At 70.0% G+C, this 20914-nt stretch carries 20 protein-coding genes and 2 pseudogenes; 9 read left to right on the top strand and 13 right to left on the bottom strand.

Features of this window, described 5'->3' with window-relative positions:
• The first annotated feature begins 887 nt into the window (after nucleotides 1–887).
• Nucleotides 888–2252, top strand: coding sequence for a pentapeptide repeat-containing protein (locus ACGF5G_RS09295; protein ID WP_393260592.1), 1365 nt, complete (start codon nucleotides 888–890; stop codon nucleotides 2250–2252).
• 337 nt (nucleotides 2253–2589) lie between these two features.
• Here ACGF5G_RS09295 and ACGF5G_RS09290 read toward each other — a convergent pair.
• From ACGF5G_RS09290 to ACGF5G_RS09280, 3 genes and pseudogenes are all read right to left on the bottom strand, one after another.
• A pseudogene (locus ACGF5G_RS09290) lies at nucleotides 2590–2874 on the bottom strand (transposase); the annotation flags it as partial.
• A 114-nt stretch (nucleotides 2875–2988) separates the two neighbouring features.
• Entirely contained in the window at nucleotides 2989–3432 is a 444-nt protein-coding gene (locus tag ACGF5G_RS09285; RefSeq protein ID WP_357880210.1) for a hypothetical protein, read from the bottom strand.
• A 1731-nt stretch (nucleotides 3433–5163) separates the two neighbouring features.
• Nucleotides 5164–5517 carry a hypothetical protein gene (locus tag ACGF5G_RS09280; protein WP_393260589.1) on the bottom strand — a complete coding sequence of 118 codons (354 nt, stop codon included), beginning with the start codon at nucleotides 5515–5517 and terminating at the stop codon, nucleotides 5164–5166.
• 387 nt (nucleotides 5518–5904) lie between these two features.
• Between ACGF5G_RS09280 and ACGF5G_RS09275 the strand changes: the two genes are divergently transcribed.
• Nucleotides 5905–6315 (top strand): hypothetical protein, encoded by a 411-nt coding sequence (locus ACGF5G_RS09275; RefSeq protein WP_393260586.1) that lies wholly within the window; start codon nucleotides 5905–5907, stop codon nucleotides 6313–6315.
• A gap of 264 nt (nucleotides 6316–6579) precedes the next feature.
• Here the strand turns inward: ACGF5G_RS09275 and ACGF5G_RS09270 are convergent.
• From ACGF5G_RS09270 to ACGF5G_RS09245, 6 genes and pseudogenes are all read right to left on the bottom strand, one after another.
• Nucleotides 6580–6654: pseudogene (locus ACGF5G_RS09270) on the bottom strand (GntR family transcriptional regulator); the annotation flags it as partial.
• Nucleotides 6655–7060: 406 nt separating this feature from the next.
• Nucleotides 7061–8254 (bottom strand): NAD(P)/FAD-dependent oxidoreductase, encoded by a 1194-nt coding sequence (locus ACGF5G_RS09265; protein ID WP_393260584.1) that lies wholly within the window; start codon nucleotides 8252–8254, stop codon nucleotides 7061–7063.
• A gap of 93 nt (nucleotides 8255–8347) precedes the next feature.
• Nucleotides 8348–9292, bottom strand: coding sequence for an RNA polymerase sigma factor SigJ (gene sigJ, locus ACGF5G_RS09260; protein WP_393260582.1), 945 nt, complete (start codon nucleotides 9290–9292; stop codon nucleotides 8348–8350).
• 164 nt (nucleotides 9293–9456) lie between these two features.
• Complete coding sequence (locus ACGF5G_RS09255) at nucleotides 9457–9912, bottom strand: VOC family protein (RefSeq protein ID WP_393260580.1); 456 nt, start codon at nucleotides 9910–9912, stop codon at nucleotides 9457–9459.
• 139 nt (nucleotides 9913–10051) lie between these two features.
• Nucleotides 10052–10396, bottom strand: a complete 345-nt coding sequence (locus tag ACGF5G_RS09250; protein ID WP_393260577.1) for a VOC family protein — start codon at nucleotides 10394–10396, stop codon at nucleotides 10052–10054.
• Between the two features lie 265 nt (nucleotides 10397–10661).
• On the bottom strand, nucleotides 10662–11600 hold the full coding sequence (locus tag ACGF5G_RS09245) for an aminoglycoside phosphotransferase family protein (RefSeq protein WP_393260575.1): 939 nt from the start codon (nucleotides 11598–11600) through the stop codon (nucleotides 10662–10664).
• 341 nt (nucleotides 11601–11941) lie between these two features.
• Between ACGF5G_RS09245 and ACGF5G_RS09240 the strand changes: the two genes are divergently transcribed.
• A complete protein-coding gene (locus tag ACGF5G_RS09240) occupies nucleotides 11942–12484 on the top strand; it encodes an RNA polymerase sigma factor (RefSeq protein WP_393260573.1) in 543 nt (180 codons plus the stop codon).
• Nucleotides 12477–12740 (top strand): hypothetical protein, encoded by a 264-nt coding sequence (locus ACGF5G_RS09235; protein ID WP_393260571.1) that lies wholly within the window; start codon nucleotides 12477–12479, stop codon nucleotides 12738–12740. The genes ACGF5G_RS09240 and ACGF5G_RS09235 overlap by 8 nt, the downstream gene beginning before the upstream one ends.
• Before the next feature lie 92 nt (nucleotides 12741–12832).
• Here ACGF5G_RS09235 and ACGF5G_RS09230 read toward each other — a convergent pair whose 3' ends face one another.
• Both ACGF5G_RS09230 and ACGF5G_RS09225 read right to left on the bottom strand, forming a co-directional pair.
• Nucleotides 12833–13531, bottom strand: coding sequence for a permease-like cell division protein FtsX (locus ACGF5G_RS09230; protein ID WP_393260568.1), 699 nt, complete (start codon nucleotides 13529–13531; stop codon nucleotides 12833–12835).
• A 200-nt stretch (nucleotides 13532–13731) separates the two neighbouring features.
• Complete coding sequence (locus tag ACGF5G_RS09225) at nucleotides 13732–14271, bottom strand: HXXEE domain-containing protein (RefSeq protein ID WP_393260566.1); 540 nt, start codon at nucleotides 14269–14271, stop codon at nucleotides 13732–13734.
• Nucleotides 14272–14318: 47 nt separating this feature from the next.
• On the opposite strand from ACGF5G_RS09225, the gene ACGF5G_RS09220 reads away from it, so the two are divergent.
• From ACGF5G_RS09220 to ACGF5G_RS09205, 4 genes are all read left to right on the top strand, one after another.
• The gene (locus ACGF5G_RS09220; RefSeq protein WP_393260564.1) at nucleotides 14319–14909 is read left to right on the top strand and encodes a TetR/AcrR family transcriptional regulator; all 591 of its coding nucleotides are present in this window, start codon (nucleotides 14319–14321) and stop codon (nucleotides 14907–14909) included.
• Between the two features lie 74 nt (nucleotides 14910–14983).
• The gene (locus ACGF5G_RS09215) at nucleotides 14984–15508 is read left to right on the top strand and encodes a hypothetical protein (RefSeq protein WP_393260562.1); all 525 of its coding nucleotides are present in this window, start codon (nucleotides 14984–14986) and stop codon (nucleotides 15506–15508) included.
• Nucleotides 15509–15781: 273 nt separating this feature from the next.
• Nucleotides 15782–16393 carry a hypothetical protein gene (locus tag ACGF5G_RS09210; RefSeq protein ID WP_393260559.1) on the top strand — a complete coding sequence of 204 codons (612 nt, stop codon included), beginning with the start codon at nucleotides 15782–15784 and terminating at the stop codon, nucleotides 16391–16393.
• Nucleotides 16394–16515: 122 nt separating this feature from the next.
• Nucleotides 16516–17022: a hypothetical protein gene (locus tag ACGF5G_RS09205; protein ID WP_393260556.1), complete on the top strand. Its 507-nt coding sequence runs from the start codon at nucleotides 16516–16518 to the stop codon at nucleotides 17020–17022.
• On the opposite strand, the gene ACGF5G_RS09200 is transcribed toward ACGF5G_RS09205, so the two are convergent.
• Nucleotides 16966–17457, bottom strand: a complete 492-nt coding sequence (locus tag ACGF5G_RS09200) for a GNAT family N-acetyltransferase (protein WP_393260554.1) — start codon at nucleotides 17455–17457, stop codon at nucleotides 16966–16968. The genes ACGF5G_RS09205 and ACGF5G_RS09200 overlap by 57 nt on opposite strands.
• A 76-nt stretch (nucleotides 17458–17533) precedes the next feature.
• Nucleotides 17534–19939, bottom strand: coding sequence for a glycoside hydrolase family 65 protein (locus ACGF5G_RS09195; RefSeq protein WP_393260552.1), 2406 nt, complete (start codon nucleotides 19937–19939; stop codon nucleotides 17534–17536).
• Between the two features lie 171 nt (nucleotides 19940–20110).
• On the opposite strand from ACGF5G_RS09195, the gene ACGF5G_RS09190 reads away from it, so the two are divergent.
• Nucleotides 20111–20746 (top strand): phosphatase PAP2 family protein, encoded by a 636-nt coding sequence (locus ACGF5G_RS09190; protein ID WP_393260549.1) that lies wholly within the window; start codon nucleotides 20111–20113, stop codon nucleotides 20744–20746.
• The last annotated feature ends 168 nt before the right edge of the window (nucleotides 20747–20914 follow it).

Genomic DNA, 20914 nt, shown 5'->3' with positions numbered 1-20914 from the left:
CACCCCCGCCGAAGCCCTCACCGAACACCAGACCCTGATAGCAGCCTGACCAGCAAATCCACGAAGACCTGTCCAAGATCCTTGACACAGCCCACCGCCAACCGCCCCGATCTTCTCGGACCCCGAAGCGCCACGGATGCCGGCTGCGACTGCGATAGCTGGTCGTGCCACCAAACCGCGTAGACCTCGGTGACCACCAGGGCGACACCGTCGCGGAGGTGGTCGACCTGCAACGGACCCGATTCCAGCTTGCTGGGCGGCATGGCGGACCCTGACATTTGCGCCCGGTAAGCGCGCCACTGACGCACCAGCTCGTCACGGCGATCGTCGGTAAGCACTCGACGCAGCCCGCCATCATTCCCGCTACTCAGCCGCAGCAAATAGACAGCCACTGCCGCATCGGGGGCGCGCTCTCCCTGTTCCGCCTCAACCTAAACTTTCACCGCCCACGCTGCAGGAACGGCCAGCGCACCTGTGCACGCCATGGCGATGAAGGACAAGAGAACCCAGGGCCACCGCCTTGAAAGGGCTTCCCGCGTCACGTCAGGCACTCTAATAATCTTGCTCGGACTTGATCGACTTCGATGCTCAGCCAAAATCATCGGACACAGATCCGGCACGACTGAGCTTGGAAAGCCCTGTAAAACGTCGAGAAGCGATGAGGGCCGCCCTGGTCAGGGAGGTGCGGGAGAATAGGAAACCGGAGAAGCAGCCGGAGCTGAGCCGCCAGCGTTGACGAGCGCCAGGAGCACCCGCCGCCCCGGGACAAGCCTCAGGGGGGTCAAGAGTGCTGGTCACGGCAGGAACCCTGGGTAGCACACTCGCCGGATCGGCGCCCCCGCTACAGGCACGAGGTTGATTGCCTTGTACGGGCATGATTCCACAGTGTGACGAGACGTCTGAGTGTTCTTCTGATCGCTGTCGGTGTGGCGGGGTTGCTCGGTGTGATGCTGCTCCACGTTCCCGCATCGTGGTGGCGTGTCCTGGCCTCTGGGTGGTCGGTGCTACTGCCGGCAACAGTGAGCCTGGCGCTGTTGCTCTTAGGCGCACGGCTGTGGTGGCGGACCAACCAGGAAGGTCACCAGGCGTCGGCGGCACCGACACCACCGGACCGGCAGGTGCGGCCGTTGCGGGCGTGGGTGATCTTGGTCGGAGCGGTTGTCGTGGCAGTAGTCACTGGGGCGGCGGTGCTCTGGTTGCAGAACACCCTGCCCGCAGTCGGTGACCAGGTGCAGCGGGCTCGGTTGCGGGTGGACAGTATCCGAACCGGTCTGACCATCGGAGCCGCCGTCACCGGTGCATTTGCTCTACTGCTGGCAGTTCGCCGGCAGCAGCTGGCAGAGCGCACCCAGCAGGCCACCGAGTACGACGCCGGCGAGAAGAGAGTCACCGAGCTGTATGTCAAGGCGGCCGACCAACTCGGCGCCGACAAGGCCCCGGTGCGCCTCGCCGGCCTGTACGCCCTCGAACGCCTCGCTCAAGACAACCCGGTCCACCGGCAGAGCATCGTCGAGGTCATATGCGCCTACCTACGCATGCCGTACACCCCACCCGACGACCAGCCTTCACCCGGCACCAATAACGCACCGGCTGCAGGGGAAACATCGACCCCACACAAGCCACCGGTGCAAGCCACCGGCACCAAGGACCCCGACAAGCCAGCCACCGAACCCCGCGAAGAACGTCAGGTCCGCCTTGCAGCCCAACGCATTCTCGCCCGACACCTACGACCCGAAATCGAAAACGAAGACGTCAATCCCGCCTACTGGGGCCCAAAGATCGTTCTGGACCTTACGGAGGCAACCCTCATAGACGCCGACTTCACCAAATGCCACCTCTACAATGCAGACTTCAGCAGAGCAACGTTCAGCGGCGGCATCTGGTTCGGCCAGGCGACGTTCAGCGGCGATGCCTGGTTCAACAAGGCGACGTTCAGCGACGACTTCTGGTTCGGCCAGGCGACGTTCAGCGGCCGCGCATGGTTCGACCGAGCAACGTTCAACGGCCACGCCTGGTTCGGCCAGGCGACGTTCAGCAGCGACGTCTGGTTCGGCGATACGACGTTCAGCTGCGGTGCCGGGTTCGACAGGGCGACGTTCAGCGGCGACGCCGGGTTCGACAGGGCGACGTTCAGCGGCGACGCCAGGTTCGACAGGGCGACGTTCAACGGCGACGCCAGGTTCGAGGGGGCGACGCTCCGTGGGAGCAGATATGAAGGCCCCACGAATCGCGAGCGACCTCGACATCGGTGAGCGAACGGACGACGAAGCTCCTCCGGCGGGGGCCTCATGCTCGGGGATGGCCGGGGACTGAGCGGCGGTTACGGTACGGGGCGGCTGAGGGGGATGCCATCCCGTCACCGTCGTCCCATGCAAAGCCGAGCAGACCAGGGCCCGCTCCACCGTGGTGTGGGACGACGGTGACGGGATGGCAGCGGTGCGGCGGCGGCCGCCGTCGAGGCCATGATCATCGGGCACAGATCCGGCACAACTGAGGCCGGAAAACCCTGTAAGACGTCGAGAAGCGATGAGGATTGACGTCCTGCTCAACGGCCAGATGTGTCCGAATCGGGATGATCTATCGGTGGCCCTTCGGAAAGCCCGTGTCATCGACCACCCACGCCACCGGCTTGACCACGTCGAGAGCCCGGCGGGCCAGCCGCATCCGCACCCCCGTGGTGTCCCACGTCGAGGTCGTCACGAACTGCTGCAACCCCTGATGATCCACCCCCAGCCGCTGCGCCATCGGCTGCATCGACTTCCGCCGCCCATCCAGCAACAGCCCCCGCAGATACGTCTCACCCTTCGCCCGCTGATCCGACCGAGCCAACAGGGTGAACACGTCCGCCGCGAACGCCTCAAGCCGCTGCCGCACAACCGAAAGCTCGTCAGGAGTCACCGCAACATCGAACTACCCGGACCCCTCCGACGCCCCAACGACACGCCGACCTAACAAAGCACTACTAGGGATCCGGCCAATGGCTTCGGGTCAGGTCCGCTTGCGGCTCGCGATCTCGTCAGAGAGCTGCTGCACATGGGCGGGGTCCGCGTCCCGGGCAAGGGCGACGTAGTGGTCCATGACGGCCGGCCGGTAGCGCACGGGCAACGTCTGTCCTGGGGCGAGTCGGGAGAGCTCGGTGATCGTGAGGTCTTCGTCTGCGATACCGCGGAACGAGATGCCGTCGGCGGTCTCCACGTCGAACATCAGGACCACCCGTGGACTGCCGTCGCTGCTGACCTCCCGCCAGTCGACGAGAACGCCGAGCGCAAGCGCCCCCGTACGCAGTTCCGCATTGCGCTTCCGTGCATCACTGCTCAGGAGCGGGTTCGGGGCGACGCCCGGGAAGTCGGGCCCGACGCCGAGCGATTCCCGACTCAGGTCGGGCCTGAGCTGCGCCATCAGGTCGTTGAGCTTCTCTTTCCAACCGAACATCCTGCCCCCTCCCTCACACCCGGTGCCGGAATCTCGGCCTGGCGCTTCGCCCTCACCGCGATTCTACGTCTCGAGGAGACTTCCCGCTTCACGTCGGGCACTCTAGAGATCTTGGTCCGTCTCGATCAAGTTCGATTTCAAGCATGATCATCGAGCACAGATCCGGCGCAACTGAGCTCGGAAAGGCCTGTAAAACGTCGAGAGGCAATGAGGGTCGCCGCCCTGGCCAGGGGCCGGATTTACCCGATTCAGGATGATCTATCGGCAACGTCCGGCATTCAGGGTTCGAGTCCCTGGCGGCCCACTCCTCCGCAGGTCAGCTACCCTGACCGGGTTTCGCCGTTGCCACGATCGGGCCGGTACAGCAGCGAAGTACAGCAGTAGACCGGTCACCAAGCGGGTCACTTCCTGAGTCCTGGACTCGGCCGAAGCGGCAGCGGTGATGGAACAGCGAAAGGCCGGACGATGACGGATGGACCACTCGTGCGTAACTCGCGGCTACTCGCCTTGTTCACCGAGATCGTCCAAGGCCCAGAGGGGACCCTGCGCGCCGTGGAGGCTGCCGGGCGCGGCATCGCCGCTGAGGCGCGCTGCACACTCGCCGTACTCGCAGACAAGATGACCACCAGTTCCGGAAGCCCGGCCGAGTTACGCCGAAGGGCGCTTGCATCTGCCGATCGGCTCATCGAGCTAGGTGCCATTGAAGACGACCTGAATGAGTTGTGGTCCCGTCGCCGAGAGAACGATCTTGACGACGCTGCTTTTGAGGCAAGCCTCCAACGAATAGTTACGCGCATGGAAGCCTGGCCCCGATCCTGGTCGCGCGAGCCCGACTGAGCAATGTGATCGCCTGTTATTGGCCCAACGCCTGGCCGAGCCGCTTGAGCGCGTCGCGGATGACCGCCGACACCAACGTGTAGATCTCCATGGTGATGGCGAACTGCGCATGCCGGGGAGTCCGCATCGTTCGATGCAACCCGCCAAAACTTCCAACCGTTGGTGCTGCTTGCACGGCATGCAGGACATTAAAATAGACTACGCGGACTATCGCATCGCGGGTCAGAATAATGTGCCCACCTGGCTTCATTGGAATGAGTACCTAGGCGCTTATCTCAGGGTCAACGATCACGTGGGCGACTTCATGACAATTGAGGTATCCGAGGACGACCCGCACAGACTGATCATTGGTGCCGAGCCGTCGGGCCCCTTCGTGAATGCTCAGGATGAAGAGCACGGGCTCTCTGCTCAGTAGGCGGTAGAAGGCATTACGAATGTTCGTTGTGGGCGCGGCTTCGCTGGCAGGAACTGACTGCGGCGGACCGGTCGGTGGCCACGGAGGAGGCAGAATGTATGGGGTTCCTCGGCGGCCTCCCGGATCGGCAGGGCGCATTGTGGTGGCCTCTGCCGGCAGCAACGCTGACAGTCAGCCGCGCTGAACAGGGACGGGCTGAGGAGGGGCCAGCGGTGCGCTGTTCTTTGACCTGACGACCGCTCCAGACGAGGACGGCTGCGCGACGCAGCTCTGTAAGCGAGACGTCGGGCAGCAAGAAGGCAGTAGAACCCTCGATCATCCTCGTTCCCGCTTGCCAGCGGACGAGCCGGGCAACTGCGTATCCGCGCAGCGCGGCATGCTCCGGCACCCGTCGATAGATTGCGTCCGCATCCCCCCGGAGGGGGTCATGAACGACGGGGTCGGAGGCGCCCGAGCCGACGAGATGCCCTTGCGGCGTGTCACCACTGCTCATCGAGGGCTGCGATCTGCTTGCGGAGGGTCCGGGCATCCTTCGGCGGCAGGACCGCAATGGCGACGTCCAGGATCCAGCGCAGCTCGGGCGGATCCGGACAGCACTCCATCACCCCACAGCCGGCGGTCGGGTCCCACAAGCGATGCCAGGGGTGGCGCACGAACCATGACCAGGTCCGCACTGCATCAGACACGGCCTGGTTCCAGAGGCGGGTGCGTTCGAGGTAGGCGATGGCTTTGAAGCCCTGGGCCGAAAGCCCGGGGATGACAGAGGTTGACCCGTCAAGCGGTCGCCGGTAGATGGAGTCGGCACGCAGTTGTGCGGGGCGCCTACGCGGCATTGCCCTTTCGTGGAGTCGACATGCCGATGATCGTTGCACACCCGCGTTCGGCTCACCTGTGCGACGACCTGCGTGCGTGGGGACCGGACCACGACGACTCCCACAGCGGCGGCCGGCCTGGGTCGCCGGTGGAACGGCTGTCGACAGCAACGCTGACAGCAACGCCGCGGGACGGCGGCACGTTGACAGGTGCCAGCACGGCCGAAGCTCCGAGCGTGTAGCCGTTGCCGGACGGGTGCGGACGCGACGCACAGAGCTTGTAAGCGAGGCGTCCAGCCCACGGTCAGCCGAACGGGCAGGCAGGTCAAGAGACCGCCCACTCAAGGGTTGACAACCCTGGTTGTCGCGCTGATTCTGGGTAAGAGGCCATTGACGAAGGAGCCCATGATGCGGGAACTGACGTCGAACGAGCGGCAGGAGCTACGGCGGGAACTGAGCGCTGTCGCCGCCAATTGGGCGCAGCGGCTGAACACGTCTGGCATGGATGCCCAGCGCGGAGCAGACGACGAGCGGAGCCACCTGGACGGGATGCGGGCCCACCTGGCGCGCATGGCGGCAGGGGAGCAGATGCGCCGGCTTCTCGCCGACCTCGTATCTGCCAGCGCAGAGGAAGCGGCGATGTGTGGGGCCGGCTATCCCGAGCTTGGGGCAGCGGTAGGCGCCAGCCGGCAAGCGGCGCGCAAGCGTTGGCCTAACCTGTCGATCTCGAAGGGGCGCGCCAACGAGTGGAAGCCACCACCCGGGAGCATCGGCTGGGCCGGCAGCCATCTGGGGTACCCGGGACCACCCGGGACCTGAGCGGTAGGCGACTGACCGGTGCCGCAACTCGAGACGGGAAGTGACCCTCGGAAGGACTTTGCTCCTGCCCGCTCCGTGCCCGATGCACGCGCCCAGGGGTGGCTCCGACAGCAACGGTGGCAGACAGCAACGGGCCCGTATCGGGAGAGCCGGCGGGCCTATAGACGGACGACAGCCCGAGGTAAGCGACACAGCCGGGCGCTGCCACACGCCGTGCACAGAGCTTGTCAGCGAGGCGTCGCGCCTCTGGGGGGTGGCCCTGGTTTACCGGGGAAGCGGGTTGGCGACGTAGACGCCCTTGCCCTGCCGGCCGCCAATCAGCCCTTCGGCCTTGAGCAGCGGCCCTGACCGGGCTTTCCCACGCCGCGATCAGGGCCGCTACAGCAGTAGGCCGTTCATCGGTCGGGCGCCTTGCCGAGCCGCTTGAGCGCGTCACGGGCGGCCACCCACGGGGCCACGTGTAGATCGCCATGGTGATGGCGAACTGCGCGTGCCGGAGGATCTGCACTGCCACCCGGGGATGCACGTCGAGGTCGGCGGAGGCGGTGTCGGTCAATGTTCGGGCGGCACGGTCGGGCGTCAAGCTGACATCAACGAAGCCGGCCCTCGGCGATCTCGTCTTCGTTGACCTGTGCGAATGGATGCCGTGTCGCGCTGGTGCCGGCCCGCCCGGCGGAGATCCGTACGGCGGCGCCGCCACAACAGCCAAGCGCACTCCGGAAGCCCGCCCGCACCGCGTCGGGCCCTACCCCAGCGCCTCGACGGCCGGGCCCGCCGCGGCCCGCTCCCGCGGGACGCGGCGCCGGGTCGGCAGCCCGAGCGTCGGGTTGGCGACCCCCCAGGCGGCGCCCTTGCAGACCAGCTCCTTGTAGACGGCGGCGAGTCGTCCGGTCAGGACCGCCTGCACGGCGCGGTCGTCGGCGGTGACGTACTGGATCAAGCCGTCCTTGCGGCCCAGCGAGATGCACTGGTTGAAGTAGCGCAGCGACGTGTCCGGGAGCTTCCCGCCGGTCAGGCGCGCCGCGATCGCGTCGGCGGCCTGCCACGCCGTGGGGACGCCCGAGGCGCACGACATCCGCAACGGCTTGTTGCCCGGTCCTATCGCGTGGGCCGCGTCGCCGACGGCGTACACGTCGGGGTGCGAGACCGAGCGCATGGTTCCGTCGACCACGATCTGGCCGGTGCCGGTGACCTCCAGGGCGGTCGCCTTCGCGATCGGATGCACCACGAAGCCGGTGGTCCAGACGGTGACTGCGGCCGGGATGGTCTTGCCGTCGGCCGTGGCGACGCGGTCGGCTTCGACGCCGGTGACGGCGGCGTGCTCGTACACGGTGATTCCGAGCTTGCCGAAGACCTTCCGTAGGTGCGTGCGGCCCTTTGGCGAGAGCCAGTCGCCGAGACCGTCGCGGATGGCGAGGGCGACGTCGAGGTCCGGGCGGGCCTCGGCGATCTCGGTCGCGGCCTCCAGGCCGGTGAGGCCGCCGCCGACGACGACCACGGTCTGCCCGGCGGCGAGGCGGGCCAGGCGCTCGCGCAGTCGGAGTGCTCCGGGCCGGCTGGCGATCTCGTAGGTGTGCTCGGCAGCCCCGGGGACACCCTGGGCGTTCCAGCCGCTTCCGAGGGCGTAGACGAGCGTGTCGTAGGGGAGTTCTTCGGAGCCGTTCGCGTCGGTGACGGCGACGGTCTTGCGGTCGACGTCGACGCCGGTGACCCTCGCGAGCCTCAGTTCGACGCCGGTGCCCGCGAACATCTCGCTGAATGGCCGGGGCTTGAGGTCCTGGCCCACCGCCAACTGGTGCATCCGGACGCGTTCGACGAAGTCGGGCTCGGCATTGACAAGGGTGATGGCGACGTCCTCGTGGCGAAGCCGCTTGGCGAGCCGGCCGGCGGCGATGGCTCCGGTGTACCCGGCTCCGAGAACGGTGATGCGATGCTGCATTTCCCTGCTCCTGTCTTCCGCGGGTTCGCCACTTGAACCGGACGGCCCGGCGTTTCCTGACAGGAGCGCGATGTGAAGCACCTCACACGGCGGTCAGAAGGCGCGGAACAGGGGCTCCCCGTGGTTGGCGGCCGCCCAGTGCGCGGTCGCGCGTTCGAGCTTGTCGGGGTTGACCTGGGTGCGGAACGCGGCGATGCCCTCGGCCGTGACCTCCAGGCAGATGACGCCGATGACCCGGCCGGCCACGACCGCCACGACGGCGGGGTCACCGTTGGCGGTCCAGGCGTAGACCTCGGGCGCGCCGCCGACCAGGGCACGCTTGACCTCGCCGGGTTTGAACAGGCCCCGCAGGAACTTCGCGACCGCGACGGCACCCTCGAACGCCCTGGCGCGGGCCGGGACCTTCCCGCCGCCGTCGCCGATCGCGATGGCGTCCTCGGTGAGCAGGCGCACGAGCGGCTCGGTCTGGCCGCTGGTGGCGGCCGCCAGGAACTGCTCGACGATCCGCCGGGCGGCGGCCTCGTCGATCTCGGTGCGCGCCTTGCCGTCCGCGACGTGCTTCTTGGCGCGGTGGAAGATCTGCTGGCTGGTGGCCTCGGTGATGTCGAGGATCTCCGCGATCTCTCGGTGCGGGTAGTCGAAGGCTTCCCGCAGCACGTACACCGCCCGCTCCTTCGGTAAGAGGCGCTCCAGAAGGGTGAGGACCGCGTACGAGACCGATTCACGCTGCTCGGCGGTGTCGGCCGGGCCGAGCATGGGGTCCCCGGCGAGCAGGGGCTCGGGGAGCCACTGGCCCACATAGGTCTCGCGGCGCGCCCGTGCGGAGGTGAGCTGGTTGAGGCACAGGTTGGTGAGGACCTTCGTCAGCCACGCCTCGGGCACCTCGATGCGGTCGACGTCGGCGGCCTGCCAGCGCAGGAACGTCTCCTGCACGGCGTCCTCGGCCTCCCCCGCAGATCCGAGGAGGCGGTAGGCGATGGCCTCCAGGCGCGGCCTGAAAGCCACGAACCGGTCGACGTCGTCCGCGGTAAGGGGCATGGTCCGAGCCTAACCAGCTACCTCGACTCCGCACCGCCGGCAAGCCACCGGGTCGTGGCCCTACCGGCCCCTGCCGTCCTCGCCACACGGCACGTCAACGGCACGCCGGTCACACGACCTCGACCGACTCCGGAGGTCGGTGAACAGGCGTCGCTCACGGGTCGTCAACTCCGGTGGGTGAGGACGTTGATGACCCTGCCGTTGGGGTCGCGCATGAAGAAGCGTCGGACTCCCCATGGCTCGTCGGTGAGTGGGTGCACGATCTCAGCGCCGGCGTTTCGGGCGGCCTGATACGCGGCATCGACATCATCGACCTCCACGGACACGTCGGGGACGACCGGCGCGGTGGCGTCGTGGGTCATGAGACTCAGCTGGGCTTTCGGGTTGGCACGATCGCTCAGGGTCACGATCCAGCCCATGTCCATCACGACCTCGAAGCCAAGTACCTCGACGTAGAAGGCGGTGGCCGTCGCGATGTCTTTGGTTGCGAGGTCGGGCATTACGCGCTTTATGGCCATGATGGTCATGATGCCTCGCGGCAGCCTCGCCGACCAGGCCTGCCCCGTCTTGTACGGCTGGCACGCCCAGGCGCCCACCCTCGCCGAGGCGATGGAACGCATCGGTCGGCTGGCGTACGCAATCCTCGATGGCGCGCTGATCCGCACCGGCCGACTCTCCGGCGACCAGGACCGACGCCGCGATGTCCCTATGGCCTGTGCCGCGTCTCAGGTGATCCTGAGGCGTGTCTCGGCTGATGGTCTACCGCTGCCAGAAGCCGTGGTCGTTGCCGCCTTGGACGTAGATGGCGAAGGTGCCGTGCCCGGGGATCTCCAGCGGCTCCACGGCAATCTCGCCGCCGGCCTCCACTACCGCTGCGACGGCCGCTTCGATGTCTTCTACCAGCCAGTAGGGCCGCACCACCGGCTCTTCGGTCTCGCGCAACGGCGCCCGCACCCCCACCAGCCCGCCCCCCGGCATTTCGGCCGTCCGTGCGTTGCCAAGCCCGGAGTCCGGCTCGCCAAACTGCACCCCGTTCGCTGCCGCGTAGGTGGCACACACCACGTCGACCTCCTTGGTCACGATTTCGAGGTAGTAGATCCGCATGGCTGTCTGACCTCCGGTAAGTCAACGACGTACTAGATGGGGTCTGGTCTTCTGCATCACCGCCACTGTGTGGCCATCTCCCTTATCTCACGCAGGGGCGACATTCCGAGATTCTCCAAGGGCACGATCGCAGGGCCTCAAGTCAGTCGTGCCCGTAGCGTGCCTGACGCAGCGGTCAGTGCAGAGGTGCTGCCGACATACGCCTCGTACTCCAGCCGGGATTGCGATCATGGCTCGGTGAGGGCTTGCCGGGCGTGGTGGCTGTTCATGGCTTGGGCTTGGTGACGGCGCCGGCCGTGTATTCAGAGAAGATCTCGGCGAGGACACGCAGTGCGCTCGCGGCCGACTCGTCGGCATCGCCCAAGGTATTGGCGCAAGTGACGAGCGTCTTCCAGAGGGCCCAGCCGCGCCCGCGCGCCCATGTCGCCTCACCGACGGACAGTCGCTCCCGGAACGCCTGCCGGCCGTCGGCGGTCAGCAATGTCCATGCGATTGCCAGGTCGCAGGCCGGATCGCCGACGCCGCATGTCCCGAAGTCGATGACGGCCGCCAACCTCCCGTCGTTGAGCAGGAGATTTCCCGAAGCGATGTCACCGTGGAACCAGCTGTCGACACCGTCCCAGCGTGCGTTCAGTGCGCTCTTCCAGATCTCGCGAGCCAGGTCGGTGTCGACGTGGCCGTCCAGTGCCGTGAGCGCGCGCTGGGCTTCCCCGTCGTAGGTGCGCAGCGTGCCGCCCCTGAACCAGTTGTGCTGGCCAGGGCGGGGACCGCCAGTGGTATCGATGCTCTGTAAGACCGCCAGGAACTCGGCCAGGTCGACCGCGAATCGGACGGGGTCGGCGATGCGGTCCGCGCTCACCGGTTCGCCGTCGAGCCATTGGTAGATCGACCACGAGTAGGGATAGCCCGCGCCGGGTTTGCCTTTCGCCAGCGGGGCGGGGATGGGCAGCGGGAGTCGGGGAGCGAGCGCCGGAAGCCACCTGTGTTCCTTGTCGACGGCCAAGGCGTACTCGGATGCGCTGGGCAGACGCACCAACCTCCGGGAACCGAGGTGGAAGGTCCAGTTGTCCCAGCCACCGTCGGCTACGGGCTGGACCGGGAGGTCGGCCCACTGAGGGAACTGGTCGGCGATGAGCCGATGCACCTGTTCCGCGTCGACGGCAATGCGCTGGGGCACTGGACCGAGATGTGGTGTGTTGCTCACTGAGACATCCTTGTCCGACAGGGGAAATTGAAGCGCGCGACCTGATGCGGTGCAGAAGCGAAGGCAGCCACCGTCAATCATGGACGTCTGTGTGGACCGACGAAGGACCGGGCGGGCACCGCACCGGGCCGGGTTCTCGTCGAGTGCGGGCGCCGTTTGCAACTGGTCGGTCAGGACTCGAATCCTCTGGCGGGCTCGCCGCCTCTTACCTGTGCCGGCGAGACGCGCCGGCGGAGAACTGGAGGATGACATGGAGCTCGTATGGTGGGTTGCCATCGCCGTCGGAGCCCTCGTGGTCTGCATGTGCACCGTATTCCTGCTGCGGCGAAAGGGACGTTCCCGTGGCTGAGACGGCATGGCCGAGCGAGCAGTTGGTGCTCGCCGCCCAGCGCGGGGACATCGCATCGCTCACCGCGCTGGTCTCCGGCTCGTACCCGGGCGTACGGCGGTTCGCGCACACGCTGTGCGCCACACCCGAAGATGCCGAGGATGCGGCGCAGGAGGCGTTGATCGTCCTCTACCGCAAGATCGGCACGCTGCGTGCCTCCGCCGCGCTGGCCTCGTGGATGTTTCGGATCGTACGCAACGAATGCCTGCGTCAGCTGCGGCTCGTCGGCCATCGCCCTGCGCCAGTGGCCGACATCGCCACGGCGTCGGCCGAGGACGAGGTGCTGCAACGTCTCGAAGCCGGCCGCGTCGCCGAGGCGATCGCCGCGTTGCCCGCCGACCAGCGTCATGTGCTGATCATGCGGGACATCCAAGGCTTTCCGGGCCGGGCCGTCGCCGACGCGCTCGGCCTCAGCACGGCCGCGATGAAGTCCCGGCTGCACCGCGCCCGCGCCTCGGTGCACCGCACCCTGCAGGAAGGGTTGGTCGATGGTTGACGGTCCCTCGTTTGCCAGCCAATCGCTGGCGCGGCACCTCGCCCGTGGCGTGGTCGGGTTCGGCGGGCTGATCGGCTCGATCGCACTTCTGCCGATCGTCGGCCCGGTGAGCCTGCTGCTGTTCCCCGTTGGCCTGCTCGCGCTCCGCGGATGTCCGATGTGCTGGGCGGTCGGCCTCGTGCAGACGCTGTCGTTGGGGCGCCTGAAGCGCTCCTGCACCGACGGTCGCTGCGAGCTGCGGAGGAGGACGACGTAGGGGCGACGGCGAACCGACTCGCTCACCCGCCGGAATGCGCCGCGGACCGGGCGGCGCCGCTCCCCCGTGGGCCGCCGCTCCGGCGGCGCCACTCAGAGCATCGCCACCGGCACCAGTCGAATCGCCTCGACACCATCAAGGCGTTCGATCTCGGGCAGACCGGTTCCACCCTTCCCGTTCAAGGGAAGCTGGAGCCGCAGCGAAGCGCGCGCCACCTGCGAGTCAAGTTGCGTCGCAAGGTCGCCCTTGCCTTGGCACTGCTTGCGTAGCCGCTCGTAGGCGGCGTCGCGCTCCTCGAACTCGACCGACTCCGCGTGGGGCAGCGCCCGGACGGCCTCCGCTACGGCGGCTCGCTGCTTTTCCGTAGCCGTCGGTTCCAGCCGGACGATCGCCCCGATCCGCGACGGCACGGGATCAACATCGGCGATCTTGAGCCCAACCCACTCGACGCCGTCGACCGTACCCATCACCAGATCGACTGCTTCGGCGACCGAGGCGTCCGTGACAGTCGCGTGAAGGGACTCCGGCAGGTTCTCCGGATCCAGGTCCGCCACCAGGTCGGGCGAGTCTTTCCGCAGTTTCTCGTAGGCCTGCTCGCGGGTCTCGAAGGCGACGCCCGTTACGCTCGGCATCGCGCGTAGCCGCTGCTCCACCACACTTTTCTGCGCTGCCGTCACATCGCGGTCCAGCAGGACGGTCAATGTCGTGTGCCCGGCTTCCTTCGGCTCGGAGGTGCAAGCGGACAAAGCGGCCAGGAGCAAGAGGGCCAATACCGGCGCGACGCGACGCATGGGTCAGATCGTAGGTGGGCGCGAGGCGTCGAATGATCCCGAGGTCCTGGCCGGAAGCGGCTGGCCGAGCGCGTTCCCGCCGGTCACCCGCACTACCGGTTCCTCGGTTCCTCCACTGCGGAGCACCCGCGCCGTGGCCGCCCCGACGAAGACCGGTGGTGGCGGCTTCGCGGGGTCCTCACCTTCGTTCGGCACGCCCGTTAGCGTGGCCGCTCCGGTGCCAGGATGCGGGCCACGGCGTGACAGGCGCCGGCGACCAGCGGCAGCAGCAGGGCCGCGCTCGCCGCGGCGCCGCCACCGACCTGGGGTACGCCGGCCGCCCGCAGGCGCCGCCAGGCCCACAGCGAGAACGGGGCGACGACCAGCGGCGCGGTCACCACGCCGGGGGTGTATCCGCGGGTGACCACGGCCTGGGCGACGTGCCCGCCCGCGTGCAGGCCGAAGCCGACCAGGGCGGACTGGTAGAAGCCGCTGCGCCCGCCGGTGCGAGCGCCCCGGGCCGCCGCGGCGGCCATCACGACGCCCATCGCGCCGATGGCGACGCGTGCCTGCGCCGGGCTGACCCGGAGCTGGTCCCACACCCGCTCGGGCACCTGCGGGAAGCGGGCCCGCAGCCGTGGCCGGGCGCGGTCGAGCCAGCCGCCCATCGTGGCGAGTTCCTCGGCGTCGTGGACCGCCCAGGCCGCCAGCAGCCCCCAGGTGGCCGCCGCGGGGAGGGCTCCGTCCCTCTGCGAAGTCATGAGCCCTATAATTTACGATACGGCTCGTAAATTATAGAGGATGTGACGTGGCCAACGAGCGAGGCCGGCCCCGGCGGCCGGAGACCGACACGGCGATCCTGCACGCGACCCTGGACCTGCTCCGCGACGGCGGCTACCGCGCCCTCTCCATCGAGAAGGTGGCCACCCGGGCGGGCGTGACCAGGCCGACCGTCTACCGCCGCTGGCCCGACAAGGCCAGTCTGGTCGTCGACTCCCTGGCCGAGGCGGTGCCCGTCGCGCCCGCCCCGGACACCGGCGACACCCGCACCGACCTGCACCACCTGGCACGCGGCCTCGTGGACCGGCTCGCCGCCCTGGCGCCGGTCGTCCTCGGCGTACTCGCCGACAGCATCGGGCGCGACGACCTCGCCGCACCGCTGCGGGATCGGTACCTGCGCCCCCGCCTCGACACCATCACCGACGTCGTCGAGCGCGGCATCGCCCGTGGCGACCTCCCGTCCGACACCTCGCCGGCCACCGCGCGCGATCTCCTCGCCGGCCCGCTCGTCTACCGGTGGCTGGTCGACGGCACCCTGACGGACACCGACGTCCGCGAACTCGTCGACACCGCCTGGAAGGCTCTGACCGGCCGGGCCGACACCGCCTCTGACACCTGAGCCGACGTGAGCCCCGACGAGCGGCCGGCGTCGGCCCGGTCAGGGGTGAGCGGCGACCGTCTACTGTCCTCGCCATGAGGACGGGGACGCTGACACGAGCCGCCACCATCGTCACGGCGATCGGGCTGGTCGCCGGCTGCGGTGGCACGGCGGCACGTGAGGCGCAGGGGTGCGAGGAGTCGGTACGCGAGGCGGAGGCCAAGGTCCGGGTGGACCGCTGGGACCCGCCGGAGGAGCTGCCGGGCCTCGGCGACTATCCCGAGATCCACTGGCAGGCTCGCGCGTTGGGCGACCCGTGTTCCCGGGCCCCGGGCCCGACGGACTGGGCGTACCAGGCTGTCGTCAGGCTCCATCCGCAGGACGCGCGAAAACTGGCGGAGCAGTACGACTTCGCGCCGATCGCGGCCGACGACCCGGCCCAGCACGACCAGGGCAAGACGCCCGCCGACGTGTGGCCCGACCTGCGATCGCACGTCCCGGCCGCTCCCCGCTGGCTGCACAGCCGGTCGTACGACGAGGCGCCGCCCACCACGCGTTGGCGGGTGGCGTACCTCGACGTCGAGCAGGAGACGGTGCTGCTCATGCTGAACGACCACTAGCGGCGGGGCCGCCCGGGGACGCGGACCGTGGGCCCCGCCCCGCCCCCGCCTCGGCCATCCTCCACCCGCTCCCCCGGTCGACGCGCCGGGTCGTCGCCGCGTCACCGTGGCAACGACGCCGACCACCCGCGCGGCACGACCGACACGGCCGGCGGCGGGGCGTCCCCCGTGGGGAGGAGGGGGCTCACGCCGTCGCGGGAGGTGTGGCGGGCGGCCGACCGGAAGCCTGGAACGCGAGGGCGACAAGGGTCGCCACCGTTTTCAGGAGGACCGATGAGGACGACACTCCGTGGGCTGGGCGCAGCGGCCATCGTGGTCGGCGTGGCCCTGGCCGGCGCTTCGGGCGCCGCCGCCTCGGCGACGGCAGACCGGGAGCCCGCCGGGACCGCGCGCGTGACCGGCAGCGGCGAGGTCCGGCTGACGTTCGCGCCGGACCAGGACGTGCGCAGCTTCAGCTTCGATGCGCGCGCCACCCCGTACGCCCGCCCCCTGCCGGGGGCACCCCAGGGCCTGCCCACCGACGCGACCGGGACCGTCCACGTCGCCCACCGGGTCGCGGCGGACGGCTCCACCGTCCGCTTCGCGGCCCGGGTCGACTGCCTGGTCACGGCCGCGCGGACCGCGACCCTCACCGCCGTGGTCACCGAGGCCGACGCGCCGGTGGCGGACCTCGTCGGGCGGCGGCTGGGCTTCAGCGTGTACGACGGGCCGGGCCGCGACCGCGTCGGCTTCTCCTGGGCTGTGGTCAACGCCGACCAGGGCCCGGACGGGCAGTGGCGGGAGGGCAGCGTGGGCACCTGCATGGCGCCCGCTCCCTTCGCCCCGGTGACCGAAGGCGGCTACCAGGTGCGGCACGCCGAACTGCCGCCGCCGCCGGAGAGCTGAGCCGGCCGGCGGATGTCGTCGGGCTGCGACGGCGATCCGCCGGCCCGCCGTGTCGTTGATCCGGTTGAGCCTGCCCCCACCTGCGACGACGGTGGGGGCACCAACCGTGAGGAGGCACGCCGATGACCCGTCAGCGCGAGACCGTGGAGGTCGACCCGGTCCTGTTCCGTGCCGTCTACGACTCGCCCGCGTCGCTGCCCGGCGCGCACCGGTGGACGACCCCGGAGTCGGACGTGCGGCGCATCGAGAAACTGCTCGGCATGCCGCTGCGCAGCATCGGCGCCCCGCTGTGGGTCAGCGGCGACGAACCGGACTGCCCCAAGTGCCAGCGGCGGGTCACCTGGTACGACATCGTCTCCTCCGCCCTCTCCGGCGTGCACGACCGGATGATGATCGCGACGGTCATCCTCGGCGACCGCAAGTACGTCAACACCGAGGTCCCGGACGCGATCGCCGGGGTGCGCTGCGCCGACTGCCGCACCCCGATCGAGGGGCTGCGCAGCTTCAAGTGCCACAACTGGGCGTACGCCTTCGAGGCGCTGGAGGCCGTCCGGGAGCGGATGACCGGCGCGTCAGTCGTCGGCCGTCAGCTCGCGGACGAACCGCAGGCCGGGGCGCCCGTCGAGTGACACCTCGCCGACCGGCGTGAAGCTGGTGCGCCGCAGCACCGCGAGCGAACCGGCGTTGTCCAGGGTCGTCCTGGCGGTCAGCCGGCACAGCCCGTACGCCGCACGGGCCAGCGCGGCCACACGGCGGACGCCGTCGGTCGCCACCCCGCGCCCGGCGGCCCGCTCGGCCACCCGGTAGCCCAGCTCGGCCTCGCCGTCGACGACGTCGACCAGGTTGAACCGGCCCAGCACCGCCCCGTCGGCGTCGACCAGGACGTGGAAGTGGCACGCGCCGGCCTCCTGCTCGGCGAGCAGCCCCGCGTGCCGCGCGTCGAAGTCGGCGAAGTACGCGTCCCCCCGGTCCGGCACCGACCGGGCGAACCACTCCCGGTTGTCGCGTTCGAAGCGCAGTAGTGCGGCGGCGTGGTGAGCGGCGAGCCGCTGAAGTTCTGGCACCGCACCACCCTACCCAGATGTAAGGAAGGGACCCTTCCTCGACAAAAAACGATAGGAAGGTGCCCTTCCTTACACGTCAGCGGTCGCCAGCGGAGCGGCGGGTGGGCCGGCGGCCGGGCGGGGAGGGCGGCTCGGGGCCGGGGTCGGGGACGACAGGCATCGGCCGGACCACCGGCCCGGCGCCGGTGACCCGGAGCGGCTCACCGTGGTGCCACACCTCGATGCCGGTCTCCGGGTCGGCGTCGGGCAGCTCGTAGCGGGCCGCGTCCCGGGTCAGGGTGACCCGCAGCCGGTGGCCGTGCCAGCGCAGACAGAAGCCGAGCCGGTCGATCCGCGCCGGCAGCCGGGGGTCGAAGGAGAGCACCCCCCGGTCGTCGCGCAGCCCGCCGAAGCCCTGCACCAGCGCCAGCCACGCCCCGGCCAGCGACGCCAGGTGCAGCCCGTCGCCGGTCTTGTCGCCCAGGTCCGCCAGGTCCTGGAGCACCGACTCGGCGAACAGGTCGTACGCCAGGTCGAGGTGCCCGACCTCGGCGGCGAGCACCGCCTGCGGGGACGCCGACAGCGACGAGTCCCGGACGGTCCGCGCCTCGTAGTAGGCGACGTTGCGCGCCTTCTCGTCGGCCGTGAACTCCCCCGGGCACCGCTGCATGGCGAGCACGAGGTCGGCCTGCTTGACCACCTGCCTGCGGTACAGCTCCAGGTACGGGAAGTGCAGCAGCAGCGGGTAGTCGTCGTCGGAGGCGTTCGCGAAGTCCCACTCGGGCTGCGCGGTGAAGCCGGCCGCCTGCTGGTGCACCCCGCGCTCGCCGTCGTACGCGACGAAGACCGCGTCGGCGGCGGCCCGCCAGCCGGCCACCTCGGCCGGGTCGACGCCGAGCCGGGCCGCCGCCTCGGGGTGCCGCTCGGCGGCGTCGGCGGCGCCGCGCAGGTTGCGGCGGGCCATCAGGTTGGTGAAGAGGTTGTCGTCGACCAGGGCGGAGTACTCGTCCGGGCCGGTCACCCCCCGCAGGTGGAAGGTGCCCACGTCGGACCAGTGGCCGAAGCCGTGCCACAGCCGGGCCGTCTCGACCAGCAACTCCAGCCCGGCCCCGGCGAGGAATTCGTCGTCGCCCGTGGCGGCGACGTAGCGCAGCACCGCGTCGGCGATGTCGGCGTTGACGTGCAGCCCGGCGGTGCCGGCCGGCCAGTAGCCGGAGCACTCCCGGCCGCCGATGGTGCGCCACGGGAAGGTCGCCCCGGCCAGCCGCAGCTCCGCCGCGCGTTCGCGGGCCTCGGGCAGGTGGGCGTGCCGCCAGCGCAGCGCCGACCGGGCCACCTCCGGGGCGAGGTACGTCAACACCGGCAGCACGTAGCCCTCGGTGTCCCAGAGCACGTGCCCGTCGTAGCCGTTGCCGGTCAGGCCCTTGGCCGGGATGGTCCGGCCGCCGTCCGGCCGGCCCGCCTGGATGAGGTGGAACACGGCGAACCGGATGGCCTGCTGGAGTTCGGCGTCGCCGTCGAGCAGCACGTCGGCCGTCTGCCAGGCGGCGTCCAGGGCCGCGCGCTGGGCGGCGAGCAGCGCGTCGAAGCCCGCCGCGCGGGCCGCCCCGGCCTCCTCGACGACCAGGCGGGCCAGCCCCTGCGGCGGCGTCGCGTCCACCGTGGCGCACTCGTACGCGGCGAACTTCGTCAGCTCCAGCCGCTCGCCGGCGCGCAGCGTCCCGCTCAGGGTGAGGCGCAGCCGGTCCGGCGCGCAGTCGACGCCGGGGGCGAAGCCGTCCGGGGCCCGCACCTCGTGCGCGACGGCGACGGCGACCCGCTGCCCGCTGCGCTCGGTGCGGTGCACGAGGACGCCGTCGTGCCCGTTCGAGTGGCGGTACTCGGCGGTCAGCGGGTCATGGATCACCGAGGCGGCGCGGGGGTCGTCGGAGCGCTCCGGCACCCGCTCGTTGGCGAGCAGGTCGGCGCAGACCCGCACGTCGACCGTCCCGCCCAGCGGCTCGACGCTCCACCGGACGGCGGCCACCGGGCGGCGGGGCAGCGAGACCAGCCGGGTGCTGCGGACGCGTACGCCGTGCCCGGCCGGGGAGACCCACTCGGTGTGCCGCTCGACCACCCCGGCGCGCAGGTCGAGCACCCGCTCGTGGGTGCGCAGGGTGCCGGTGCGCACGTCCAGCGGCTCGCCGTCGACCCAGAGGCGGATCAGGGCGGCGTTCGGCGCGCTGATCACCGTGTCGCTGAGCTGCGGGAAGGCGTACCCGTCCTCGGGGTAGGTCAGCTCGCGCCGCTCGTGGAAACCGTTCAGGTAGCTGCCGGGCATGCCGTACGGGGCGCCCTCGTCCAGGTTGCCGCGCCAGCCGACCCAGCCGTTGCCCAGCGCGAAGATCGACTCCGTCTCGGCGAGCCGGCCGAGGTCCGCCTCCGTACGCCGGATCCGCCAGGCCTCGTCGTCCCCGGTCCCGGGCGCGGTCGGCGGCCGATCGGCGGTCGGGGTGTCGTGCACAGCGCCTCCAGGGAGTCCGACGTACCGGGTCGACCGTGGCAGACCGGGCTGAGAGATCACTGAGACGAAAGTCAGGGCCTCGGCCCGACCAACGCACACTGTGTCCGACTTCCAGATGTTCCAGGGTTGTCCGTGAGGTAAACACGGTATGAACTATTGGTGAGGTGAGTCATGACTGATGCGGGCACGACGGATGTGCCGGAGATCAGCGCCGAGTGGTACCGGGACATCGTCGACCTCGCCGCCGACACCCCGCAACCGGTGCAGTGGTTCGCCGGGCACTTCACCGAGGCCGCGATCCTGCTGCTCGGGGCACTGTGGCTGGTGGCGGCCGTGTCACGCCTCGGGGGTGGCCCGCGCGGCCGCGCGTACGCCCTGGTGACGCCGGTGGCGGTGGTGCTCGCGTACGGGTGCAGCGAGGCGTTGAAGGTGGTGGTGGACCAGGAGCGCCCCTGCCGGGCGGTGGCAACCGACCTGGCCATCATCGCGGGGCACTGCCCGCCGACGGGCGACTGGTCCTTCCCCAGCAACCACTCCACGATCGCGGGCGGGCTGGCGGTGGCGACGCTGCTGCTGTCCCGCCGGGTCGGGCTGATCGCGCTGCCGGTGGCGGCACTGGCCGCGTTCTCCCGCACCTTCGTCGGCGTGCACTACCCGCACGACGTGGTCGTCGGCGTCCTGCTCGGCGCCCTCGTCACCGCGCTGCTCACGCCGCTGCTCGCCCGCCCCACCGCCGGCCTGCTCCAACGCCGCGCCCGCCACGCCGAGCGTCCCATCCCGAACCGGGCCACGTCCGCCCGCCGCTAACCCCCACCCTCACCCCTCCCCGCGATCTTGCACTTCCCGCCCGGGCAGAGCGCACAAATCCGCCCACATCACGGGCCACAAGTGCAAGATCGCGGGGCGAGAGTGGGAGCGCGCGGGCGGGAGCGCGGGGGCGGGAGCGCGGGGGCGGGAGCGCGCGGGCGGGAGCGC

Source organism: Micromonospora sp. NPDC047730, from assembly GCF_043204765.1.
In the GTDB taxonomy this organism is placed as follows: domain Bacteria; phylum Actinomycetota; class Actinomycetes; order Mycobacteriales; family Micromonosporaceae; genus Micromonospora.
The sequence above is the reverse complement of the archived record's forward strand: the minus strand, read 5'-3'. Positions and strand labels throughout refer to the sequence as shown.

Coding starts and splice junctions, on each gene's coding strand:
- ACGF5G_RS09210 (WP_393260559.1), top strand. CDS start 15,782: ATGAGGACGACACTCCGTGGGCTGGGCGCAGCGGCCATCGTGGTCGGC.
- ACGF5G_RS09255 (WP_393260580.1), bottom strand. CDS start 9,912: ATGCGTTCCATCGCCTCGGCGAGGGTGGGCGCCTGGGCGTGCCAGCCG.
- ACGF5G_RS09205 (WP_393260556.1), top strand. CDS start 16,516: ATGACCCGTCAGCGCGAGACCGTGGAGGTCGACCCGGTCCTGTTCCGT.
- ACGF5G_RS09235 (WP_393260571.1), top strand. CDS start 12,477: ATGGTTGACGGTCCCTCGTTTGCCAGCCAATCGCTGGCGCGGCACCTC.
- ACGF5G_RS09280 (WP_393260589.1), bottom strand. CDS start 5,517: ATGCCGCGTAGGCGCCCCGCACAACTGCGTGCCGACTCCATCTACCGG.
- ACGF5G_RS09250 (WP_393260577.1), bottom strand. CDS start 10,396: ATGCGGATCTACTACCTCGAAATCGTGACCAAGGAGGTCGACGTGGTG.
- sigJ (WP_393260582.1), bottom strand. CDS start 9,292: ATGCCCCTTACCGCGGACGACGTCGACCGGTTCGTGGCTTTCAGGCCG.
- ACGF5G_RS09265 (WP_393260584.1), bottom strand. CDS start 8,254: ATGCAGCATCGCATCACCGTTCTCGGAGCCGGGTACACCGGAGCCATC.
- ACGF5G_RS09230 (WP_393260568.1), bottom strand. CDS start 13,531: ATGCGTCGCGTCGCGCCGGTATTGGCCCTCTTGCTCCTGGCCGCTTTG.
- ACGF5G_RS09190 (WP_393260549.1), top strand. CDS start 20,111: ATGACTGATGCGGGCACGACGGATGTGCCGGAGATCAGCGCCGAGTGG.
- ACGF5G_RS09225 (WP_393260566.1), bottom strand. CDS start 14,271: ATGACTTCGCAGAGGGACGGAGCCCTCCCCGCGGCGGCCACCTGGGGG.
- ACGF5G_RS09285 (WP_357880210.1), bottom strand. CDS start 3,432: ATGTTCGGTTGGAAAGAGAAGCTCAACGACCTGATGGCGCAGCTCAGG.
- ACGF5G_RS09275 (WP_393260586.1), top strand. CDS start 5,905: ATGCGGGAACTGACGTCGAACGAGCGGCAGGAGCTACGGCGGGAACTG.
- ACGF5G_RS09215 (WP_393260562.1), top strand. CDS start 14,984: ATGAGGACGGGGACGCTGACACGAGCCGCCACCATCGTCACGGCGATC.